Here is a 15250-nt window from a genome sequence, read left to right as displayed (position 1 = left end):
GACCCCCTCGCTCAGGCGAGGGGGTCGTCCGGCGTCGTGCCCGGCCCGGGATCGTCGCGAAATCCTCCGATCCCGGTGCGGCGCTTGCCGCCCCCCGTCCGGAGCGTGCGGATGGAGGTCGCTGTCAGCGCGACGGCGCGGTCGTCGTCCCGGGACAGGTCCACCAGGGCGCGCTCCGCGGTGCCGCCGGGGATGTCCGCCAGCGCCTCGGTCAGCCGCCGACGCGCGGACGGTGCCAGGGTCCCCCGGGCGAGGCAGTCGACGAGCCTGGTCGCGATCCGCTCCGCCACCGCGGGTTCGCTCGCCAGCACGGCCAACACGTCGGCCGCCTCGGCGTCCTTCGTCTCCTCGACGACCATGTCGACAAGCGTCGGGACCGCGTCCACCACCCGCCGTGCCCCGAGCGCCAGCGCCGCGTACCTGCGGACCACGACGTCGCAGTTCGTGAGGGCGTCCCGCAGCACGTCGGTCGCCGCGTCGTGCGGGATCTCGGCGATGGTCTGGACGGCCCGTTCGCGCACCTCGGCCTGTGGTGCCCGCAGGCCGTCCGCGAGCAGCGCCAGGCCGCCGTCCCCCGACTGCTCCAGCGCCCATCGCAGGGCTCCGGCGACGTTCGGGTCGGTCTCGTTCAGCGCCGCCTCGACGAGTGCCTCCACGGGCACCGGCACTCCGTCGGCCGAGGACAGGGCCGCGCGCTGACGCCGGCCCGCGCTCGGTGAGCCCAGTGCCTGTAGGAGCGCGACGACCTGGAGGACGTCCTCCCAGTCGGCGGGTTCGGCGGCACCGATCCGACGCAGTCGGGTGAGCAGGTCCAGCTCGTCCGCGATGCGCTGTCGTGTCCGCTGGATCAGGTCGTCGACGAGGTGGGTGGGGGTGAAGCCGGGATCGTCGAGCGCCCGCCGGACGTCACGCAGCGACAGGCCCAGGGACCGGAGGCTCTCGACCTGAAAGATCAGCCGGAGGTCCGCGTCGGAGTACTCCCGGTAGCCCGCGCCGCTGCGGCCGGTCGGTCGGACCAGGCCGAGCGAGTCGTAGTGCCGGAGCATGCGGGCGCTCACCCCGGACCGGCGCGCCACGTCACCGATCAGCACCTGCGCATCATCCCCTCTCGCCGGTCACGCCGAGGGCCACCACACGCTTCGCCTCCTCGATCGAGAACTCGACATGGGCATCCGGGTCCCGCGCCAGCCGTTGCGTCGCGATCGCGTGCGCGCGTACCTGCGGGTCAGGATCTGTCATAGCGACGCGCAGGACTGGCGTCACCACCGCACCGAGCGCGACCAACGCCCGGCTGAGGCTCAACCGCGTATCCCGCGTATCCCGCGTGCCGCGCCCGAACTGCGTCGCCAACACGTCGGCCAACTCGGGCTCGTCGCCCGGGGGCACGAGGACGACCGCCGCCCGCCAGGCGCTCCGCGCCACCTCGTCGTCCGGGTCGGTCAGCAGCGCCCGTGTCACCGCCGGCCAGGCCCGCCGATCACCGATCTTGGACAACGTGTGCAACGCCTGGCTCCGGGCCTGCGCAGGCTGCGAGCGGAGTTGGTCGGTGAGCCGCGGGACGGTCAGCGCGGGTGGGTGGCGGATCAGTGCCCAGGTGAGCATCTCGCGTACGGGGAACTCGGGCTCGATCGCGCATCGCGCGACGAGGGTGTCGACGAACCGCGGGTCCGGGGCTGTGCCGACCGCCAGCGCCGCACGCAGCCGCACCGACGGGTCGCCGTGCTCCAGCGCCCGGAGCGCCCGCCCGGCGTTCGTCTCCCTCTGCGGTCCGGTCATCGAGACCACCTCCTCGATAGCACTGAAGACCGTGTCACCGTGTCAAGGTCAAGGCGTCCTACGGCGAGTGCCCCGGGCAACTTTCGTCGACCACGGTAGATCCATCGGTGGGCATCAACTGGTAGGAAGGAGGCAACACCTAGCCCCCCGGGAGATCGCCTTGGCACGTGCACACCTGTCCCGTCGTTCGCTGCTGACTGCCGGTGGCGCCGCCGCCGTCGCAGTCGGTGCGGCAGCAAGCCCGTCCGCTGCGGCGGCCGCACCGCTCGACAACCCGGTCGGTACGCCGGCCGAGGCGCTGCGCCGGCTGCAGGCCGGCAACCGGCGGTTCACCTCCGGCCACGGCCGGCACCCGCACCAGGGCCTCACCGACCTGCACCGACTCGCCGCCGGCCAGCACCCGTTCGCCATCACCGTCGGCTGCGCGGACTCCCGGGTGGCGCCGGAGGTGCTCTTCGACCAGGGGCTCGGCGACCTGTTCGACAACCGGGTGGCCGGCAACATCGTGGACGACCTGCTGCTGGGCAGCGTCGAGTTCGCCGTGGAGGAGTTCGGCAGTCTGCTGATCGTCGTCCTCGGCCACGAGCGCTGCGGCGCGATCACCGCCACCATCGACGCCATCCACAGCGGCGGTACGGCACCCGGACACATCGGCGTCATCGTGGACGCTCTGCGTCCGATCGTCGAGCCGGTGCTGGACCAGCCCGGCGACCCGGTGGAGAACGGGGTCCGCGCCAACATCGCCGCGCAGGTGGCGGCGCTCTCCGCCCGCAGCACGATCATCGCCGAGAAGGTGCACCAGGGTGCGCTGCGCGTCGTGGGCGCCCGCTACGACCTGGACAACGGCCGCGCATCGCTGGTGGCCTGACGGCCCCGCCGGATGGGCGCTGCGCGCCTGGACCAAACCGCCGCATCTAGGGTACAGGCATGGTCGATCGACAGCAGGTGCTGAGCTTCCGGGTCCGGGCCCAGCAGCTCGACCGAACAGCGGGCGCGCTCACCGATGCCGCCGTCCTGGACATCGGGGTGCAGAACACCGGTCCGGACGGCGCCCGGTGGGCGCTCGCGGTGCGCGGCGTCGACGTGACCGCGCTGTCCGGCGCGGAGGTGGTGCTGTTGTGGACGGTGCGCGGTGCCCCGCACCTCTACCGGCGGGCCGACATCGGGCACGTGCTGGCCGCGGTGGAGCCCTTCTCCGACGCCGACGCGGGCAAGCGCATCTACGACGCGTCCACGCCGTTGAAGGCGGCCGGGATCGCCAACCTCGCGGCCCTCGACGAGGTGGCCGCCCGGATGCGGGCCATCGTCACCACGCCGACGGTCAAGGGAGCGGTCTCCGGTCGCCTGGCCTCGGTGCTGCCCGAGCCGTACCTGCGGTTCTGCCGGCCCTGCGACGCCACGCACGTCTACGAGATGCCGTTCCGGCTCGCCGCCGCGCGGGCCGGGCTGGAGCTGCAACTCGACACCTCACCACCGGTCCTGCGGCGCATCGCCGGGCTCCGGAAGGCGGTCGCCCCGGGCGATCGCTTCGACCTCGTCCGCGCCTACCTTCGCCTGCTCGGCCCGGCCACTCCGAAACAGGTGGCCGACTATCTCGACGCACCGCTGAAGGACGTGAAGGCGCGCTGGCCCGACGACGTGATCGAGGTGACGGTCGCCGGCGAGGTGCGCTCGCTGCTGGCCGCCGACGAGGAGGCGCTGGCATCCGCCGACACCCGGGTCACCCGCCTTCTCGGCCCGTTCGACCTTTTCCTCCAGGCCAAAGACCGGGCGACGCTGGTGCCGGACACCGCCCACGCGAAGGAGTTGTGGCCGGTGCTGGGGCGCCCCGGTGGTGTGCTGGTCGACGGCGACCTGGTCGGCACCTGGCGTCCCCGCAAGTCCGGTCGCACCTTCACGGTCGCGGTCCAGCCCTGGCACCCGCTGTCGGACGCCGCGCGTACGGCCGTCACCGCACAGGCCGAGCGCCTCGCCGCATACCGGTCCGTCTCCCTCGGCGGCGTCGACTTCGCCACCTGACGGTAGGGATCACTCCAGCGTCCACTCGATCGCGGGCGGGTGGACCCGGGCGCAGATCGGGCCGCCCGTCGCATCGGTCAGGCCGACCCGGCCGACCAGGACCCCGCCGCCCTCGTGTGCGGCGCGCAGCACCTCGGTCGGGATGTCGGTGAACATCAGCTTCGCTCGGCGGAACATCGCGAAGCCGTCCTCGGTCACCGCGCCCCAACTCAGATACAGGAAGCGTGCCCCGGGTCGGCCGTGCACCCACTGGCCGCCGACGTCCAGCAACCCGTCGACCTCCCGGCTGGACACCTCGAACGCCCAGGCGGCCCGCTCGGCGTCGGCCGGCACCTGATCGACAACCTCGGCCTTGCGTTGGACCCCGACGTGCACGTTGCCGAGCCGCAGCGCGTCGGCCTGCGCACCGGGGCGCCGCCCGGGGAGGTCGCTGCCGTCGATCCGGATCCGCATGCCGGCGACTCTAGTTTCTCGACCAGGCGTCAGCGGTCGCGATCCGTGGAGCCCGCCGCTTGCAGATTCGCCCGGTCGTAGGCCTCCTGCGCCGCCGACACGTCACCGAGGTGCGTGATCGACCATTCCTCCAGCGCGCGCAGCGGCCCGCGCAGGGTACGTCCGGCCTCGGTGAGCGCGTACTCGACGCGGACCGGCACCTCCGGGTAGACGGTGCGGCGCACGAGACCGTCGCGTTCGAGCCCGCGAAGGGTCTGGGTGAGCATCTTCTGCGAGACGCCCTCGACGCGTCGGCGCAACTCGGAGAACCGGGCGCTGCCGTCCCAGAGCGCGCCTACGATGAGCACCGTCCACCGGTCGCCGATGCGGTCCAGGATGTGACGAGTCGGGCAGTCCGCGCGGTAGGGGCTGCCCCGCAGCACCGGCTCGACCCCGGGGGTGGTTACCACAAAGTGCCTACTTCCCGTTGGAGAGTTGCACTCGTACGGTAATCGCAGCGCGTCGTCCGACGCCAACCATCTCCTGGAAAGGCACCTCGTGTCTCGCATCACCGTCATCGGCGGCACCGGTTACGCCGGTTCGGCCATCGTCGCGGAGGCCGCGGCTCGCGGTCACCAGGTCACCGCACTGAGCCGCTCGGGTCCCTCGGCGCCGGTCCCGAACGTGACCTACCGCCAGGGCGACGCCAGAGACGAAGCGACCCTCTCGGCGTCCATCGAAGGTGCGGACGTCGTCGTGGCCGCACTCGCCCCACGCGGCCCCCTGGCCGGCGTCTTCCGCGACGTCTACCGCAGCGTCGCACGTCTGGCCGATGCCGCCGGCGTTCCCCTGTTCGTCGTCGGCGGCTACTCGTCGCTGCGCCCCGCGCCCGGGGCGGAACGCTTCGTCGCCGACCTCAGCCACGTCCCGGCGGAACTCCACGACGAGATCCGCGCCGGGGCAGCGCTCATCATCGAGGACCTCCCGGCCGCGCCCGCGACACTCGACTGGGTCTTCGTGAGCCCGGCGCTCAGGTTCGGCGCATACATGCCCAGCGAGCAACTCGGCCGTTACCGGCTCGGCGACGACGTCGCGGTCGCCCCCGAGGACGGCGGAGCGATCTCCGCCGCGGACTACGCGCTCGGGTTCGTCGACCTCATCGAGAAGGGCGAACACCACCGGACGCAGGTCAACCTCGGCAACTGACGACGAGGTCAGCGGCAACCATCGGTCCGCGGTCGGCGGCAACACCCGATCTCCGGCTGCCGGCGGACGCGGCATGGAACACTGCGAAGTGCCGTCGGTCGGTGCCGCCGGCCAGTGAGCCCCCTCCGGATGCGGCAGCGGGAGGCGCGTCGTCGCCCCGCGTGCGGAAGGGGCGCGGATGCAACCCACCTGGCTGCTGGCCCTGTCCTGGGTCTCGCTCGCGTTCGGGGTCGTGAGCTGCGCGGTCGTCGTCGCCGACACCTATCTTCGCGGGCACCGTCAGCCGGTCCGGGTCATGGAGATCGTCTGGCTGGTGACCGTCCTCTACGTCGGCCCGGCAGCCGTGCGCCTCTACTGGAACTGGGGCAGGCCGGAGGCGTTTGGCCAGCGGCGGCAGGAGGGGCAGCGCCGACGGCCCCGCCGGGGCATCGTCGTCACCCGGGTGTCCCGCTGCGGCGCCCACTGCGCCCTCGGTTTCGTCGTCGCCGAGGTCGCCCTGTACGTCGTCAGGTCCCATCCGGCGCAGGAAACCCTGTGGGTCGACTACGCCGGGGACTACCTGGCGGCGGTGGCGATCGCGGTGCTCTTCCGGTACGTCGGCGCACCCGGCCGCAGTGTCCGGAAGATCTGGCACGCCCTGTCCACGGTCGCCCGGGTCGAGCTGCTGACCATCAGCGCGTTCGAGGTGACGTTGTTCGTGTGGCTGACGCTCGCGCATCGCGTGGTCTTTCCCGAGCCACCGCTGCGGCCCGACAGCCCGCTCTTCTGGTTCGCCGGCCAGTTGGGGCTGATCGCCGGCTTCGTCGCGGCGTGGCCCACCGCCTCCTGGCAGTTCGGCCGAGGGTGGCGACTCGAACCGCGCCGACTGCCCTACGACTGAACGCGGTGGGCCGCACAGGTCGGTGAGAAGCCGCGCTCACCCAACTCGGCCGTGACCGGCAAGCACGTCGCCGAGGGCATGAGCCTGCGTCGTCGCCCACCTCTGACCGGGGTGGTGGTCGCCGAGGGTGTGAGCGTCAGGCGGTCCGGGCGCGGCCGCGCGCCGGCGCGGTCAGCGGGCCTGTTCGGCGTCGTCGGCCGGCAGGCGCTCGGGCAGTCCGAGCCGCGGGAACTGGTCGTCGTGGAACGTGACGATCTCGGTGATCGCGCCGCCGGTGACGCGCAGGACGTCGATCGTCAGCGGCAGGTACGCGCCCTCCTGCGCGTGCCACAGGTAGAAGGCGACCGCCGGCTGCCGGTTGACCGAGGTGGGGACCCCGCGCAGGCCCCGCAGGTCGGCGAACCCGTCCTGCGCCCAGTTGGTGACCACCGCGTCGCGGCCGACGGACAGGCCGGGCGTGGGCGGCATCGAGCATCGGACGTCGTCGCGCAACATGGCGGCGAGCACGTCGATGTCGGTGGCCACACTGGCGTCGGTGAAGCGGCGCACCAGCTCGCGGGTGCCGGCGTCCTCCTCGCCGCCGGTCCAGTCCTGCCGCTCGGCGGGCAGGTGCTCCCGCATGCCGGCGCGGGCTCGTTGCAGCGCGCTGTTGACCGAGTTGACGGAGTCCCCGAGGAGGTCCGCGACGTCCTTCGCCGGCCACCCGAGCACGTCGCGCAGGATCAGCACGGCCCGTGGGCGCGGCGCGAGGTGTTGGACCGCGACCACGTACGCCAGCTCGATCGTCTCGCGCGCGACGGCCAGCGCCTCCGGTTCGTCCGCGCCACCCGCGGGCAGTTCGTCGAGCAGCCGATCCGGGTACGGCTGGAGCCACCGCACCTCACCGCCGCTGGCGGCTTCCGGACGGCGTTTGGCCAGCAGGTTCAGGCAGGAGTTCGTGGCGATCCGGTACAGCCAGGCCCGGAACGTGGACCGTCCCTCGTAGGTCTCCCGTCCCCGCCAGGCACGCAGCAATGTTTCCTGTACGGCGTCCTCGGCGTCCTCGAACGACCCGAGCATCCGGTAGCAGTGCACGTGCAACTCCCGCCGGTGCCGAGCCGCCAGCCCCGAGAACGTCAGCTCGTCGACCTCGCCGTCCAACCGTGTGTCCGCACTCATCACGTCATCCTTCCGCCTCGTCAGGTCCTGTCGTGGGTGTGACCGGTGCGGGCGCGAAAACTCATCACCGGCGTCGGTCGCGGCGGTCTTCCGGCCCGACTCCGCAGGTTGCCCGGCGGTGGCACCATCGTTGCGATGAACGTTCGGCGCCTGGCGGCAATCGACATGTACGGCAGCCGGGGCACCACCCGTCGACGCTGGATCATCCTGGCCGAGTTCCTCGTCGGCGTGGTCGTGATGGTGACGTGGGGTGTCTGGCTGCTGGCGTCGGCGCACGGCCTCGGCAGCCGGGTACTGGGGCTGTGGCTGACCGGCGCGGGTCTCAACTACGCCCCGCTGTCCGCGTACGCGATCGCGCTGATGCGCCCCGGCGCCCTCGACGCCGAACTGGCCGGCGCGTCCATCGACGGGGAGCTACGTCGGTACACCGTGCTTCAGCTCTGGGTGTTCATCCCGCTCTCACTCGTCGTGCTCGCCATCCGCGACGTGCTCACCCGGCCCCGGGCGCGCGGCTGAGCGCTCCGAACAATCGGGCCGCCACCGACGGGTAGGACGCACCCCCCCGTGGACCGGGGTCGTGCGATACGGTCAGTTCGTGGTTCCGGTGGAGGCGGTCGCGGCTTCGTACGCCCGGTGGATCACGCCCCCCCTGCCGTTGTACGGCAACGACCACGACCGGTCCGACTTCGCTCCCTGACCCGCGCCGGCAGTTGCTGACGGGTCCATTCGATTCCTTCCATCGCACCGGGAGCGATGTCTCATGTCCACATCCGGTATCCGGGTGGTCCTGCGTGCACCGCAGGTGCTCTGGGTCCTGCTCGCCGCCCAGGTGGGCCGGCTGCCCTCGGCCTCCGGGCCGCTCGCTCTCCTGCTGTTCGCGCGGGAGTCGTTCAGCCTGGCCGCAGCCGGGTTGCTCGTCGCCGCGTACACCGCCGGGGTGGCGGTGGGTACGCCGCTGCTCGCCCGAGCGGTGGACCGCTGGCGACAGCCACCGGTGCTGTGCCTCGCGGTGGTGGTGTCCGGCGCCGGGTTCGGCTTCGTGGCCACCGGCGCCTTCGGCGCGACGGGTGCGGCGGTCGGCGCCGTGGTCGCCGGGCTCGGCGCTCCCCCGTTGGAGGCGTGCCTGCGCTCGTTGTGGCCGGACCTGCTGCCGCCGGCGGCAGTGCCGGCCGCGTACGCGTTGGATGTCGCCGTACAGGAAGTGATCTTCGTGGCCGGACCGCTCACGACGCTCCTCGCGGTAGCGCTCGGCGGGCCGGTCGCCGGGTTGGTGGTGGCGGCGCTGCTGCAGCTCGTCGGCACCGCCGCGTTCGTCCGCGCTCCCGCCGTGCGGGCCTGGCGGGGAGTCCCGGCCGCACGACACTGGGCCGGTCCGCTGCGCGTACCCCGGTTCGCGGCCCTGCTGGCGGGGGTGGTCGGCACGGGGATGGCGGTCGGCGGCATCGCGGTGGCGGTCACCGCCTACGCGGAGGAAGCCGGCAACCGGCACCTGGCCGGCTGGTTGCTCGCCGCGCAGGCAACCGGCGCCCTGATCGGCGGCCTGCTCTACATCCGGGCCAGGCCGGCGGGAGCGCGGCGGCTGCCGCTGCTCACCGCCGGTCTGACCCTCGGCTTCGTGCCGCTGCTGCTGACACCGCGCCCCACGCTGATGGCGGTGTTGCTGGCGATCAGCGGTCTGGCCCTACCGCCGGCGTTGACCGCCATCTTCCTCCTGGTGGACCAGCTCGCGGCGCCGGGCACCGTGGCCGAGGCGTTCGCGTGGGTCGCCACCGCGTTCACCATCGGCAGTGCCGCCGGCTCGGCGGTCACCGGTCTGGTGGCGGCGAACGGCGTCCGCTACGGCCTAGGCCTCGCCCCCGTCGCCGCACTGCTCAGCACCATCATCATGGTGGCCGTCGCCAGGGACACGACCCGCCCGGTCGTCACCAGCGGCGGCGACCACGACCCCCGTCTCATGCAACAGGGTTAGACCATCGTGATCAGAAGTTGACGCTGGCTCCGGCCGCCTTGCACGCTGCGGTGAGCTCCGTGCCGGCCTTCTCGAGGGCTCCGTTGTCGGCAGCGGACTCCGGGTCGGCGGCAGCCGCGGCCTTGCCCGCCTCGGCGCCGAACGACTTGAGGGCAGCGGCCACCTTGCTGTCGCCGCCGGCCGAGGCCAACGCGGCCGTCTCCTTCTCCAGATCGGCGAGGATCTTCTTGAAGTCCGCCGCCGTCGGCTCACCAGCCGTGGCGATCTTCACCAGCTCGGCCTTCATCTCGTCGGCGGCCTTGCTGAACGACGTGCAGAGTTCTTTGTCGGCCGTGGAGCCCGCGGCGGCCGACGACGCCGGCGCGGCGGAAGGGGAGGCGGCGGCCGTGGTGGCAGACGGGGTCGAGCCGGCGGTCGTCGCCGCGTCCCCGTCACCGCAGGCGGTCAGCGCGGTGGCAGCGGCAAGGATCACCAGTGCGGAAGCAATTCGAGAGTGATTCACGGACGCGGACACTAACCGATGGAAGAGAGATCATCCATCCGCGGGGGACATTTCGGTTTATCACGGCGCTTCTGCAGCGGCGCGCCAAGGTGACGGCACGCCGGAGGTTTGGCCGAGGACAACTTCGAGCACCACCAGGAAGGCCGATCCCCGTTTGCCGGACAGGAGTGACGCCCGTGAGGCGACCTTCAGCGCGCGCGACGGTAGTGCATGGCCACCGCGCCGTTGCGGAGCGGCTCCGCCGAGAGCAACTCCAGCTGGCGCGTGGCGGGCAGCCCGCCCTGGTACAGCGTCGGGCCGTGGCCGGCGATCCTGGGATGCACGAGCAGCTTGTACTCGTCGATCAGGTCCAGCCGGTCGAGTTCGGTCGCAAGTGTGCCGCTTCCGAGGAGGACCCCGGTCGGGGTCGCGTCCTTGAGCTTCTGCACGCCCTCGCGCAGGTCGCCGACGATGTGGTGGCTGTTGGTCCACGGGAAGTCCTGGCGCGTCGACGACACCACGTACTTGGGTTTGGCCTCCAGCTTGACCGCCCATTCGCGAAGGGCCGCCGGCGCCTCCACGTCGCCGCTGGCGACGGCCGGCCAGTAGCTCTCCATCATCTCGTAGGTGACGCGTCCCCACAGCATCGCTCCGCCCTCCTCCATGAGACGGGTGAAGAAGGCGTGCGTCTCGTCGTCGGCGATCCCTTCCTGGTGGTCGACGCAACCGTCCAGGGTGACGTTGAGGCTGAAGGTCAGGAGTCCCATGGCCGGCGAGTCTAACGCCGCTACGCGCGGGCGGGTGCCTGCCGCCGGCGACGCCGCTTGAGCAGTTCGCGGATGACGACTCGGAGCGCGCCCAGAGTGAGCGCCAGCCCGCCGGCCGCCGGCAGAAACTCCAGGCCGCCTCGGGTCACCCACAACCGGCCGTCCAGCGGGGCATCCGGCGAATAGATCACCTTGACCCTGTCACCGTCGCGGTCGAGGGAGCCGCTGGGGGTCACCCTGAAGCTGGTGGCCACCTGCCGTCCGTCGGTGATCGCGTACTGGAACTCGTACCACGTCCCCTTGCGCTTCTCGTGCCGGGCCGATGGGTGGGAGCCGGTCAGCGTGCCCGTCGTGGTCAGCTCCCGCGGTGAGCCCCGGTCGTCCCAGACGAAGGTGACGCCGATACCGGTCGCCAGGATTCCGACGATGACCAGCGTCAGCGCCGTCCGGAGCGTCGAGACGCCCGAGGTGTCCCCGCGAAAGTCAGGCATGGCCGAGAGGATAGCCACGAGCCACAAACGACTGATGGGTCGGCACGGCGCCCCAGCCGCCACGAAATCGCGTACGCCGACGTGGGCGCCGCCGCGATCGGCGCGGCGATGCAACTGGTCGCCCTCAGCGCCGCGCTCATCCTCGACCTGCGCGCCTGCTCCGGCGGAACACCTGAGGGCGCCGCGATGTGCTGCAGCTACTTCTTCCGCGACGACCAGGTGCACCTCGACGACTTCTACGAACGGTCCACCGGCGCCACCCGCCAGTTCTGGACGACCGCGCACCTTCCCGCGCCGCGCTACGCGGACCGCCCGGTCCACGTACTCACCAGCGCGATGACGTTCTCCGGGGGCGAGGACGTGGCGTACACCCCGCAGGCGCACGGCCGGGCCGTCGTCGTCGTCGGCGAGACGACACGTGGCGGCGCGCATCCGACGGCCCGCCACCCGTCTTCCCGGCCGGCGGCCAATGATCGACTCGGCTTTCGCGTGAAGTCGGGGTGTCCGCCGCGCCGGGACACCCCGACCTCTGTGCAGGCGAGTGAATCATGCCGGGCGCGAGCAACGCCGGCTTGCCCAGCTCGACCCGATCGTCGGGCGGAAGGTTGCGCGGACGGTCAGGGTCGACGGAAGCCCTGGTAGGCCCGCCAACAGCCCCAGCCGATCGCGGCGAAGCAGGCGATCCGCACCGCCAGCAGGATCGGCAGGCCCCACCGGCCCTGGTCGACGAGCCAGTCGCGCAGCCCCCAGCAGAGTGCGGTGAACACGACCGCGGCCACCACCGCCACAAGCACGCCGGTCACCGCCCGCACCCAACGGCGGCTCGGTACAACCCGGGTCGCGTCGCCGCCGGGCGTCGGCATCGTCGGGTCGCACAGCTCGCGGTCGCCGTCGAGCCGGCGCCCCCTCGCCATCGACCCCCGCCATGCCGGTCAGCCTGGTTCCGGTTACAGCGTCCGCCGCGCTGACGTCCTCCAGACGCAGATCGACCCAGCCACCCACCTCCACCACCACGGCCGGGTATAAAGAAAATTAAGATCAAACTCTTGGAAACTTAGGATTCTTGAGCTACAAATTCAGTTGTGACAGATCAGGCGATGGATTGGCAGGACCTCACCAGCCTGACGCGAGGGCAGCCGTTCGTCGTCGAACGGGTGCGCCTGGCGAGCAACGGCGTCGCGATCGAGGGCGAGTTCGAGCCACCGCAACTGGCTCAGCTCAACATCGAGGACCAGGTCTTCGTCACGGCGTTCGTGCGCTGCCACGGTTCGATCAAGGAGATGGAACGCATCTTCGGGGTGAGCTACCCGACGATCAAGTCACGACTCAACCGGATCACGCAGATGCTCGACTTCGTCGAGACCGACCCGGCACCCTCGCGGGCCGACATCATCGACCAGTTGCGCCGCGGTGAGATCACCGCACAGCAGGCGCTGGCCGAGCTGGACGGCCGGACGTGATGCCGCAGTTGGTGACCGTCAGGGTCAACCGCCCGGACCGCAGACCCGTCCGCGTCTGGGTTCCGGTGCTCCCCGTGGTGCTCGTGCTCTTCCCGGTCGTGGTCCTGGTCGTGCTGGCGGCGATCGTGGCCTGCGTCGTGTTCCGCATCGGGGTGGTGCGGGCACTCGGCGCCGCCTGGCGTGTCATCTCCGCGCTGCCCGGCGCCCGCTTCGACATCGAGCAGGGCCGCACGGCCGTGCTCGTGGCTATCCGATAGGAGAGGTTCGCATGACCGAACAACGCAAGAACATCCTCGACCTGCTGGCCACCGGCAAGATCACCGCCGAGGAGGCGGAGCAGCTCCTCGCCGCCCTCGAACGGGACCAGACACCGCCGACGGCGACTCACGACACCCGCCCGAAGGGCAAGGTGAAGTACCTGCGGGTGCTGGTGGACGCCACCGACAACGGCGAGCCGTCGCGGGTCAACGTGCGGGTGCCACTGCAACTGCTGCGCGCCGGCGTACGGCTGGCGGCCCTGGTCCCGCCGCAGGCCCTGGTCAAGGCCAACGCCTCGCTCAGCGACTCGGGTGTGCCGATCGACCTGACGCAGCTCAAGCCCGAGCAGTTGGAGGCGCTCGTGGAGCACCTCGACGAGGTGACCGTGGAAGTGGATTCACCAGACGCCACCGTGCGGGTCTTCTGCGAGTAGGCGCCGGCTGCGCGCGGGCAACATCGACGATCACGGTACGGCGCCCCGCCACGCCTCCTGCCCGAACTGCCCCAGGCCGCCGCAACGCTTCGACGACGTCACCCGGCCAGGCCACCATCTCCCCCGCCAACTCGCCGGCAAGGGCGCCCACTGGCGAACGGTGTGCGTTATGGCCTCACCTCAGACCACCCGCACTCACGGCACGACGAGCCCCGGCCATCCGCTGTGGCTGCCCGCCCGGCGGAGGTGACCGACAGTCACCGCCGGCCGCCGGCTGCGCCCACCGCCAGGAGATTGACCACTGTGTGGTGACGGCTCAGCCCTTGGCCTGGCTGCGACGGGTCCGACGACGGGGCTTGTCGTCGCCGCCGGCGAGCCGGGTGAAGGTGAGCATGTTTGCCAGCGCCACGGCGATGATCGCCAAGCCGATCTGGATCGCGAGCACGACCCAGTCCCAGCGCAGCACCCACACCTCCACGTTGGCCCCGTCGTCGATGTCCAGCGCCCTGGCGACCACGGTGCCCAGCACCGCCGAGCCGACGCCGAGGACGAACGTGGCAAAGACACCGATCCGCTGCCTTCCGGGCAGGATGAGTCGGCCGAGCAGACCGACGAGTGCACCGATGAGCACCGCGCCGAGATAACCAGTTACCAGCATTGCCGAATCTCCCCTCCAGCTGCCCAGGTACATGCCCGAAACTCACGTTCGCGGAAACCCCGCCAGGTCGCGGCCCGAGGTCGCGGGCCGTTTCGGAGGCGGCGACCTCGTCGGGGTGCGCCTCGGTAGAGGGTGGTCGCCACGCCGCAGCCCGTGCAGGACAGCACGGTCAAACCGTCAGGGACTTGATCATGTTGAGTGCCTCAGGTCGGCTGGCAGGCCGGCCAGCCACCGCAGGAAAATCGGCTCCACCAGCGCGGCGAGGCGGGCATAACCAGCCGCGAACGGATGATAGGCATCACCCGAAGCGATCTCCTGACTCCAGACCGGGTCTGCGGAAAGCTCCGTGACATCGACGAACGGCACGCCTCGGGTGGTACACATCTGCGCCATCGTGGCGGCGAGATCGGCTGCCCGTTTGCTTGCCTGCGGGTCCAGCACCGGCGGCGGCCCCACGACAAGCGTGTGCCACCGTGCGGCGTGAGCGTCATCGAGCATCGCGGTAAGCAGCGCGAGTGATCGGCCGGGCGGGACACGAACCTGGCCGAGCTGCAGGTCCACGTCGTTGGTCCCGAACGCGAACACGACCCCGAAAGCCTGCCCGTCCTTGAGTCGGACACGGGCTTCAGGAAGCCAGCGTTGGGCCACGTCCAGGGATGTGTCCCGGCGAACCCCCATGTTGTAGGCGGTCAGATCATGGCCCTGCGCACGGGCGGCAGCAGCCACGTGCCCCACCCAGCCCACACCGGACGGATCGCCAACCCCCGTCGTGAACGAGTCACCAAAGAAGCACACCCGCAGGTCGCACCGCGATCCCGTCACGCCGGGCTCCTCCGGTGGCGCCAGCCCCGCCCCACTCATCCGACTGCCCGGCGGCAGGTGACCATCGGGAGGGTCCGTCTTCCCCCGAGGAACAGACAGTCGAGACGGGCACGAGGATAGACGGATAACACGCCCTCAGCATATATATGCAATTGCTTGCATGGCAATGCACTTCCAGTGTCAGTCGCCGTGACCTCAGACTGCCGATTCTGCTACCCGGTGCGGCTCGGTGACGTCTCCAGGTCAGCGAGCATCGCCGCGGCCGGCCACGCGCGGGCGACATCGGCGATCACCGTACGCGCCAACGGCCGGCACCGAACCTCCGCCGGCGCGACACTGTCCGCGTCCACAAGCGCCCCGACCGCTGGGTGGATCCGTCGCGGTCCTCCAGCCTCACGGCCGAATGATCGAGTCTGAACGTTCTTGAACGTCTCGATCCT

Annotated in this window: 21 protein-coding genes; 10 read left to right on the top strand and 11 right to left on the bottom strand. The window is 71.2% G+C overall.

The features are described from left to right. Positions 1-11: 11 nt before the first annotated feature. Together ACFYPM_RS19490 and ACFYPM_RS19485 are read right to left on the bottom strand one after the other, a co-directional pair. Positions 12-1091 (bottom strand): MerR family transcriptional regulator, encoded by a 1080-nt coding sequence (locus tag ACFYPM_RS19490; RefSeq protein ID WP_387198547.1) that lies wholly within the window; start codon positions 1089-1091, stop codon positions 12-14. 7 nt (positions 1092-1098) lie between these two features. Next, complete coding sequence (locus tag ACFYPM_RS19485; protein ID WP_387198544.1) at positions 1099-1776, bottom strand: HEAT repeat domain-containing protein; 678 nt, start codon at positions 1774-1776, stop codon at positions 1099-1101. Between the two features lie 160 nt (positions 1777-1936). Between ACFYPM_RS19485 and ACFYPM_RS19480 the strand changes: the two genes are divergently transcribed. Together ACFYPM_RS19480 and ACFYPM_RS19475 are read left to right on the top strand one after the other, a co-directional pair. Further along, positions 1937-2644, top strand: a complete 708-nt coding sequence (locus ACFYPM_RS19480; protein WP_387198540.1) for a carbonic anhydrase — start codon at positions 1937-1939, stop codon at positions 2642-2644. Between the two features lie 59 nt (positions 2645-2703). Then, on the top strand, positions 2704-3795 hold the full coding sequence (locus tag ACFYPM_RS19475) for a winged helix DNA-binding domain-containing protein (protein ID WP_387198537.1): 1092 nt from the start codon (positions 2704-2706) through the stop codon (positions 3793-3795). A gap of 9 nt (positions 3796-3804) precedes the next feature. Here ACFYPM_RS19475 and ACFYPM_RS19470 read toward each other — a convergent pair whose 3' ends face one another. After that, positions 3805-4248, bottom strand: coding sequence for a DUF5990 family protein (locus tag ACFYPM_RS19470; protein ID WP_387198535.1), 444 nt, complete (start codon positions 4246-4248; stop codon positions 3805-3807). Between the two features lie 29 nt (positions 4249-4277). Further along, positions 4278-4697: a winged helix-turn-helix transcriptional regulator gene (locus ACFYPM_RS19465; RefSeq protein ID WP_387198532.1), complete on the bottom strand. Its 420-nt coding sequence runs from the start codon at positions 4695-4697 to the stop codon at positions 4278-4280. 88 nt (positions 4698-4785) lie between these two features. Here ACFYPM_RS19465 and ACFYPM_RS19460 point away from each other — a divergent pair, with 88 nt between their 5' ends. After that, positions 4786-5433: an NAD(P)-dependent oxidoreductase gene (locus tag ACFYPM_RS19460; protein ID WP_387198529.1), complete on the top strand. Its 648-nt coding sequence runs from the start codon at positions 4786-4788 to the stop codon at positions 5431-5433. 178 nt (positions 5434-5611) lie between these two features. Further along, on the top strand, positions 5612-6313 hold the full coding sequence (locus ACFYPM_RS19455) for a DUF4396 domain-containing protein (protein ID WP_387198526.1): 702 nt from the start codon (positions 5612-5614) through the stop codon (positions 6311-6313). A 171-nt stretch (positions 6314-6484) separates the two neighbouring features. On the opposite strand, the gene ACFYPM_RS19450 is transcribed toward ACFYPM_RS19455, so the two are convergent. Then, positions 6485-7471: an RNA polymerase subunit sigma-70 gene (locus ACFYPM_RS19450; protein ID WP_387198523.1), complete on the bottom strand. Its 987-nt coding sequence runs from the start codon at positions 7469-7471 to the stop codon at positions 6485-6487. Positions 7472-7606: 135 nt separating this feature from the next. Between ACFYPM_RS19450 and ACFYPM_RS19445 the strand changes: the two genes are divergently transcribed. Together ACFYPM_RS19445 and ACFYPM_RS19440 are read left to right on the top strand one after the other, a co-directional pair. Next, the gene (locus ACFYPM_RS19445; protein WP_387198520.1) at positions 7607-7987 is read left to right on the top strand and encodes a hypothetical protein; all 381 of its coding nucleotides are present in this window, start codon (positions 7607-7609) and stop codon (positions 7985-7987) included. 244 nt (positions 7988-8231) lie between these two features. Further along, positions 8232-9440, top strand: coding sequence for an MFS transporter (locus ACFYPM_RS19440; RefSeq protein ID WP_387198517.1), 1209 nt, complete (start codon positions 8232-8234; stop codon positions 9438-9440). 10 nt (positions 9441-9450) lie between these two features. Here the strand turns inward: ACFYPM_RS19440 and ACFYPM_RS19435 are convergent, their stop codons facing one another. The 3 genes from ACFYPM_RS19435 to ACFYPM_RS19425 form a co-directional block, all read right to left on the bottom strand. Further along, complete coding sequence (locus ACFYPM_RS19435; RefSeq protein ID WP_387198514.1) at positions 9451-9942, bottom strand: hypothetical protein; 492 nt, start codon at positions 9940-9942, stop codon at positions 9451-9453. A 188-nt stretch (positions 9943-10130) separates the two neighbouring features. After that, positions 10131-10688 (bottom strand): dihydrofolate reductase family protein, encoded by a 558-nt coding sequence (locus ACFYPM_RS19430; RefSeq protein ID WP_387198511.1) that lies wholly within the window; start codon positions 10686-10688, stop codon positions 10131-10133. Positions 10689-10708: 20 nt separating this feature from the next. Further along, positions 10709-11179 (bottom strand): DUF3592 domain-containing protein, encoded by a 471-nt coding sequence (locus ACFYPM_RS19425; RefSeq protein WP_387198508.1) that lies wholly within the window; start codon positions 11177-11179, stop codon positions 10709-10711. An 81-nt stretch (positions 11180-11260) separates the two neighbouring features. Here ACFYPM_RS19425 and ACFYPM_RS19420 point away from each other — a divergent pair, with 81 nt between their 5' ends. After that, positions 11261-11821: a S41 family peptidase gene (locus tag ACFYPM_RS19420; RefSeq protein ID WP_387198505.1), complete on the top strand. Its 561-nt coding sequence runs from the start codon at positions 11261-11263 to the stop codon at positions 11819-11821. On the opposite strand, the gene ACFYPM_RS19415 is transcribed toward ACFYPM_RS19420, so the two are convergent. Continuing rightward, the gene (locus ACFYPM_RS19415; protein WP_387198502.1) at positions 11797-12093 is read right to left on the bottom strand and encodes a hypothetical protein; all 297 of its coding nucleotides are present in this window, start codon (positions 12091-12093) and stop codon (positions 11797-11799) included. The two genes, ACFYPM_RS19420 and ACFYPM_RS19415, sit on opposite strands and share 25 nt — an antisense overlap. 168 nt (positions 12094-12261) lie before the next feature. Between ACFYPM_RS19415 and ACFYPM_RS19410 the strand changes: the two genes are divergently transcribed. Genes ACFYPM_RS19410 through ACFYPM_RS19400 form a run of 3 tightly spaced genes read left to right on the top strand, consistent with a single transcriptional unit; the run spans position 12262 to position 13330 of the window. After that, positions 12262-12639: a DUF2089 domain-containing protein gene (locus ACFYPM_RS19410; protein WP_387198499.1), complete on the top strand. Its 378-nt coding sequence runs from the start codon at positions 12262-12264 to the stop codon at positions 12637-12639. A gap of 11 nt (positions 12640-12650) precedes the next feature. Then, positions 12651-12896, top strand: coding sequence for a hypothetical protein (locus ACFYPM_RS19405; RefSeq protein WP_387198496.1), 246 nt, complete (start codon positions 12651-12653; stop codon positions 12894-12896). A gap of 11 nt (positions 12897-12907) precedes the next feature. Continuing rightward, entirely contained in the window at positions 12908-13330 is a 423-nt protein-coding gene (locus tag ACFYPM_RS19400) for a hypothetical protein (RefSeq protein ID WP_387198493.1), read from the top strand. A 316-nt stretch (positions 13331-13646) separates the two neighbouring features. On the opposite strand, the gene ACFYPM_RS19395 is transcribed toward ACFYPM_RS19400, so the two are convergent. Together ACFYPM_RS19395 and ACFYPM_RS19390 are read right to left on the bottom strand one after the other, a co-directional pair. After that, positions 13647-13988 (bottom strand): GlsB/YeaQ/YmgE family stress response membrane protein, encoded by a 342-nt coding sequence (locus tag ACFYPM_RS19395; protein ID WP_387198490.1) that lies wholly within the window; start codon positions 13986-13988, stop codon positions 13647-13649. Between the two features lie 189 nt (positions 13989-14177). Next, positions 14178-14810 carry a GDSL-type esterase/lipase family protein gene (locus ACFYPM_RS19390; protein ID WP_387198487.1) on the bottom strand — a complete coding sequence of 211 codons (633 nt, stop codon included), beginning with the start codon at positions 14808-14810 and terminating at the stop codon, positions 14178-14180. Between the last annotated feature and the right edge of the window lie 440 nt (positions 14811-15250).

Source organism: Micromonospora sp. NPDC005203, from assembly GCF_042872705.1.
GTDB lineage: Bacteria > Actinomycetota > Actinomycetes > Mycobacteriales > Micromonosporaceae > Micromonospora.
This window is presented reverse-complemented; position numbering and strand designations above follow the sequence as displayed.

Coding starts and splice junctions, on each gene's coding strand:
- ACFYPM_RS19485 (WP_387198544.1), bottom strand. CDS start 1,776: ATGACCGGACCGCAGAGGGAGACGAACGCCGGGCGGGCGCTCCGGGCG.
- ACFYPM_RS19475 (WP_387198537.1), top strand. CDS start 2,704: ATGGTCGATCGACAGCAGGTGCTGAGCTTCCGGGTCCGGGCCCAGCAG.
- ACFYPM_RS19470 (WP_387198535.1), bottom strand. CDS start 4,248: ATGCGGATCCGGATCGACGGCAGCGACCTCCCCGGGCGGCGCCCCGGT.
- ACFYPM_RS19455 (WP_387198526.1), top strand. CDS start 5,612: ATGCAACCCACCTGGCTGCTGGCCCTGTCCTGGGTCTCGCTCGCGTTC.
- ACFYPM_RS19450 (WP_387198523.1), bottom strand. CDS start 7,471: ATGAGTGCGGACACACGGTTGGACGGCGAGGTCGACGAGCTGACGTTC.
- ACFYPM_RS19445 (WP_387198520.1), top strand. CDS start 7,607: ATGAACGTTCGGCGCCTGGCGGCAATCGACATGTACGGCAGCCGGGGC.
- ACFYPM_RS19440 (WP_387198517.1), top strand. CDS start 8,232: ATGTCCACATCCGGTATCCGGGTGGTCCTGCGTGCACCGCAGGTGCTC.
- ACFYPM_RS19430 (WP_387198511.1), bottom strand. CDS start 10,688: ATGGGACTCCTGACCTTCAGCCTCAACGTCACCCTGGACGGTTGCGTC.
- ACFYPM_RS19425 (WP_387198508.1), bottom strand. CDS start 11,179: ATGCCTGACTTTCGCGGGGACACCTCGGGCGTCTCGACGCTCCGGACG.
- ACFYPM_RS19415 (WP_387198502.1), bottom strand. CDS start 12,093: ATGGCGAGGGGGCGCCGGCTCGACGGCGACCGCGAGCTGTGCGACCCG.
- ACFYPM_RS19400 (WP_387198493.1), top strand. CDS start 12,908: ATGACCGAACAACGCAAGAACATCCTCGACCTGCTGGCCACCGGCAAG.
- ACFYPM_RS19395 (WP_387198490.1), bottom strand. CDS start 13,988: ATGCTGGTAACTGGTTATCTCGGCGCGGTGCTCATCGGTGCACTCGTC.